The sequence below is a fragment of the Nostoc sp. CHAB 5715 genome (assembly GCF_020829685.1).
Lineage (GTDB): Bacteria > Cyanobacteriota > Cyanobacteriia > Cyanobacteriales > Nostocaceae > Nostoc.
In genome coordinates this window covers 1-3,229 of the sequence record NZ_JAIVFR010000869.1, presented here as the reverse complement: position 1 = coordinate 3,229, position 3,229 = coordinate 1, and the positions used below count along the sequence as shown (strand labels likewise).

The 3,229-nt window shown below is 40.6% G+C and carries 3 protein-coding genes and 1 pseudogene; 1 reads left to right on the top strand and 3 read right to left on the bottom strand.

Translation table 11 applies throughout. The features are described 5' to 3' along the window. The first annotated feature begins 42 nt into the window (after positions 1–42). On the top strand, positions 43–1,257 hold the full coding sequence (locus LC574_RS39370; protein WP_368736764.1) for a PDDEXK nuclease domain-containing protein: 1,215 nt from the start codon (positions 43–45) through the stop codon (positions 1,255–1,257). Positions 1,258–1,286: 29 nt separating this feature from the next. On the opposite strand, the gene LC574_RS32820 is transcribed toward LC574_RS39370, so the two are convergent. The 3 genes and pseudogenes from LC574_RS32820 to LC574_RS32810 form a co-directional block, all read right to left on the bottom strand. Continuing rightward, the gene (locus tag LC574_RS32820; RefSeq protein ID WP_229457765.1) at positions 1,287–1,472 is read right to left on the bottom strand and encodes a hypothetical protein; all 186 of its coding nucleotides are present in this window, start codon (positions 1,470–1,472) and stop codon (positions 1,287–1,289) included. A gap of 364 nt (positions 1,473–1,836) precedes the next feature. After that, a complete protein-coding gene (locus LC574_RS32815) occupies positions 1,837–2,172 on the bottom strand; it encodes a hypothetical protein (RefSeq protein WP_229457764.1) in 336 nt (111 codons plus the stop codon). Between the two features lie 128 nt (positions 2,173–2,300). Then, positions 2,301–3,146: pseudogene (locus LC574_RS32810) on the bottom strand (metal ABC transporter solute-binding protein, Zn/Mn family); the annotation flags it as partial. Between the last annotated feature and the right edge of the window lie 83 nt (positions 3,147–3,229).

The window sequence follows — 3,229 nt, the reverse complement described above, 5'->3', positions numbered from 1 at the left end:
TACCACAAGCCAACGACTGCTCATGCTGATAAACTCCAGGCGATGCTTGCCAACCCGCCAGAAAACCCTACGGCGAGTTTAGGGCATATCTCTATCGCTTGGCCAGAGAATTTATTACGGGCGGCAGTTGCAGTCAATAAAGAATTAATATTGCTCTACTGGCAAATTGGGCGAGATATTCTGAATCGCCAACAGCAGCAAGGTTGGGGAGCAAAAGTTATCAATCGTCTTGCGGCTGACTTGCAGAAAGCTTTTCCAGAGATGAAGGGCTTTTCACGTACTAATCTTATGTACATGAGAGCATTCGCTGAGGCTTACCCAGACGAGCAAATTGTCCAACAACTTGTTGGACAAATTCCCTGGGGTCATAATGTCCGTATATTGGATACTGTTAAAGACCAAACAGAACGCTTATGGTATGTACAACAGACTATCCAACATGGATGGAGTCGGAATGTTTTAGTTCACCAGATTGAAAGTAAGCTGTATCACCGTCAGGGTAAAGCAACCACCAACTTTAACCGCACTCTGCCTCAACCACAATCAGAATTAGCACAGCAATTGTTGAAAGATCCCTACACTTTTGATTTTCTCAATTTAGGGGAAGATTTTCAAGAACGCGATTTGGAACGTGCTTTAATCAACCATATCCGCGATTTTTTAGTAGAGTTAGGAGTTGGTTTTGCTTTTGTAGGTAGTCAATACCATCTTGAAGTTGGCGGTGAAGATTTTTATATTGATTTATTGTTTTACCATTTGCGTTTACGCTGTTATGTGGTGATTGACCTGAAAATTGAACAATTCAAGCCAGAGTTTTCTGGAAAAATGAATTTCTACGTTAGTGCGGTAGATGATTTATTGAGACACCCAGACGATCAGCCTACAATTGGGATGATTTTGTGCAAAAGCAAAAATAAGGTAATTGCTGAATACTCTCTGCGGGATATGCATAAGCCAATTGGTGTTTCGGCGTATCAGCTAAAAGATACTTTACCGGAGGCTTTGCAAGGTAATTTGCCCACGATTGAGCAGTTAGAAGCTGAGTTGGAAACGGTGTCAATTATTGATAAAATCAATGGACTCAGTGGTTCAGATGGAAAAATACAAGTAATGCATTATCCACTAGATGAAGCATATCAAAGGCTTAGGCTACGGACAAAAAAAACCGAGTTTTCACTAGAAGAAATAGGAAACGAAGTTGCAAAAATTCAAAGCGAAATAAATGCTAATACAACTATAGATTCTGATTTAATTTAGAGTGTATTCCAATGCAGAGAAAAATATCTTTAACCTACAGCCTTCTGACCCGCACCATGTAAAAACAGGATTGTTGGTAAAAGTGGCTGTTGTGTTTGGGTGCGTAGGCGTAGCCCGTCGTAGACATCGCCTCTGTCTGCATGTACCCCATTGGGCAAGAATAGCAGGTAGTGGTAACTGTCGGTAGAACTAACTTGTCGTTGTAGTGGCGGCATACCATTAAAAAATTTGTTAATTCAACGTCTGCGAACAGCAATAGTATAACTTGGCCGTTGTGTTGCTTCTCGTTGAGTTTTAACTAACCGAAACTAATTCATTTTTATAAAATTCTACTTTGGTCTTTAACGGCTCTACATTGCGCCTTTAACAAGTTCTAAAATTTGATTTTTAATTTCTGGCGTACTCGAATATGCCAACTTTTTGGTAGTTGCGACATTTGCCATTACCGTCTATCCTGGGGAAATTTCCAGATATTTGATTGCGTCATTAATAGACTAACTTGATCAAAGAAAACAGATACGGGGACGCAAAGAAACAACTCTCCCTATCCCTGTGTCCCCGTGTTTCTTCAATGAAGGGCTACCACCAAATTCGATTTCCATTTTCGTCAACTCGTGCTTCCCGAATTACGTCAGAAATCTCTTCAGCATCTTTAACGTGGTGGAGTGCTTTCTTTGTGCCATCGGGTTCATCTACAACAAAATAAGTCGGGACTGTGATTTTGTCGCCTGTAATATCTGGTACATCATTCACAGCTACTTGTTGAGCCTTTTCTTCAACAGATTGAGACTCATCAGCGATTTTATCTCCTGGATTCGCTGTTAAGTTTCTTTCATTGACGTTCGGTTCTTGGCGTAAATGTGTATCCTCACTTACTGGTTGATTAATTTGATTTTCTTGATTATTCTCAGTCATGGCTTTTTCAGGTAGGGAAAATCTAGCTTTACTAATAATATTGTAAAAAATCGAAGATACAAAGAGTTCTTTCTCTGGAGAGACTTTGAAAATAACACGTCTTAGGTTAGATATTTACTTTGATGAATTTACTTCTGTAGTTGAAATGGGGTATATTTACCCCCCAATGCTTCTACAATTGTACGGGTATTTACCTCCATCATTTTAATGTAAGAATCTCCTGGACTTCCCTTAGCGCCAATTGAATCAGAATAGAGTTGATTTGGTGCTAATTTCACTCCTGCTTCTTGGGCAACAGTTTTAATTAAAGCCGGGTTAATTGTAGTCTCAGCAAAAATTGCAGAAACGCCGATTTTTTTAATTGACTATACCAAACGCTGGACTGTTTGAGCGCTTGGTTGTTCTTCGGTACTAATGCCAATTAAAGTACCTGCGATCGCAATCCCATAAGCACGCCAATAATAGTGGAATGCATCATGGGTTGTCACTAGTTTGCGCCGAGGTGCGGGGATAGTTTGAATCTGTTGATTAATCCAACTATGCAATTGTTTTAATTCATTAGTAAGTTGCGATGCCTTTTGAGTAAATTTTTCTCTATCTTCAGGTGATTCCTTAATCAAAGCATCCCGGATTGCATTCGTCATTGCGATCGCACTTTCTGCACTACCCCAAACGTGCGGATCTGGCACAACTTCTCCTTTGCCTTTATCCAACTGCAAAGATTTGACAGCTTCTCCCACAGCTAACTTTTGCGCCTTACCACCAGAAGCATTCATTAATTTAATCAGCCCCGGTTCCAGGTTATAGCCGTTATACAAAATCAAGTCGGCTTCTTCCAAAACTCTGCTGTCTGCTGGTACTGGTTCGTAAACATGGGGATCAGTACCCGGTTTTAGGATTCCACTTAGTTGAATCTCGTCTCCTGCAACCTCTTGTGCCAAATCAGCAATGATGGTACTTGTTGCAAAGATTTGACAGCTTCTCCCACAGCTAACTTTTGCGCCTTACCACCAGAAGCATTCATTAATTTAATCAGCCCCGGTTCCAGGTTATAGCC